Consider the following 1,891-nt stretch of genomic DNA (forward strand, 5'->3'; position numbering starts at 1 on the left):
CTGCTGCATCCGAGTTCACGGCTGCTGCCTGCTTAAGCTATACACTGCCATGGGGTGAGGTGGTCACCACCAGTGATGATTATACCCATACCTATCAAACTATTAATGGTTGCGATTCGGTTGTCACGGCGCATATCACTATCAATACCACTGCTGCATCCGAGTTCACGGCTGCTGCCTGCTTAAGCTATACACTGCCATGGGGTGATGTGGTCACTGCCAGTGATGATTATACCCATACTTATACCACGGTCAATGGTTGCGATTCGGTTGTTACAGCGCATATCACCATCAACAGTGCTGCTGCATCCGAGTTCACGGCTGCTGCCTGCTTAAGCTATACACTGCCATGGGGTGATGTGGTCACCACCAGTGATGATTATACCCATACATATACCACGGTCAATGGTTGCGATTCCGTTGTCACGGCGCATATCACCATCAACAGTGCTGCTGCATCCGAGTTCACGGCTGCTGCCTGTTTAAGCTATACACTGCCATGGGGTGATGTGGTCACTGCCAGTGATGATTATACCCATACTTATACCACGGTCAATGGTTGCGATTCGGTTGTTACAGCGCATATCACCATCAACAGTGCTGCTGCATCCGAGTTCACGGCTGCTGCCTGCTTAAGCTATACACTGCCATGGGGTGATGTGGTCACCACCAGTGATGATTATACCCATTCTTATACCACGGTCAATGGTTGCGATTCCGTTGTCACGGCGCATATCACTATCAATACCGCTGCTGCATCCGAGTTCACGGCTGCTGCCTGCTTAAGCTATACACTGCCATGGGGTGATGTAGTGACGACCAGTGATGATTATACCCATACTTATACCACGGTCAATGGTTGCGATTCCGTTGTCACGGCGCATATCACTATCAATACCGCTGCTGCATCCGAGTTCACGGCTGCTGCCTGCTTAAGCTATACACTGCCATGGGGTGATGTAGTGACGACCAGTGATGATTATACCCATACTTATACCACGGTCAATGGTTGCGATTCCGTTGTCACGGCGCATATCACTATCAATACCGCTGCTGCATCCGAGTTCACGGCTGCTGCCTGCTTAAGCTATACACTGCCATGGGGTGATGTAGTAAACACCAGTGATGATTATACCCATACTTATACCACGGTCAATGGTTGCGATTCCGTTGTCACGGCGCATATCACTATCAATACCGCTGCTGCATCCGAGTTCACGGCTGCTGCCTGCTTAAGCTATACACTGCCATGGGGTGATGTAGTGACGACCAGTGATGATTATACCCATACATATACAACTGTCAATGGTTGCGATTCCGTTGTCACAGCGCATATCACCATCAACAGTGCTGCTGCATCCGAGTTCACGGCTGCTGCCTGCTTAAGCTATACACTGCCATGGGGTGAGGTGGTAAACACCAGTGATGATTATACCCATACTTATACCACGGTCAATGGTTGCGATTCGGTTGTCACGGCGCATATCACTATCAATACCGCTGCTGCATCCGAGTTCACGGCTGCTGCCTGCTTAAGCTATACACTGCCATGGGGTGATGTGGTCACCACCAGTGATGATTATACCCATACCTATCAAACTATTAATGGTTGCGATTCCGTTGTCACGGCGCATATCACTATCAATACCACTGCTGCATCCGAGTTCACGGCTGCTGCCTGCTTAAGCTATACACTGCCATGGGGTGAGGTGGTCACCACCAGTGATGATTATACCCATACATATACAACTGTCAATGGTTGCGATTCCGTTGTCACGGCGCATATCACTATCAATACCGCTGCTGCATCCGAGTTCACGGCTGCTGCCTGCTTAAGCTATACACTGCCATGGGGTGAGGTGGTCACCACCAGTGATGATTATACCCATAC

1 protein-coding gene is annotated in these 1,891 nt (G+C 49.8%); it reads left to right on the forward strand.

Annotated elements, in window-relative coordinates; genetic code table 11:
* The coding region (locus tag ACFEL9_RS26000) for a hypothetical protein (protein ID WP_385896301.1) at nt 1-1,891 on the forward strand (1,891 nt) is incomplete at both ends.

Source organism: Terrimonas alba, assembly GCF_042434975.1.
GTDB classification, from domain to species: Bacteria; Bacteroidota; Bacteroidia; order Chitinophagales; family Chitinophagaceae; genus Terrimonas_B; species Terrimonas_B alba.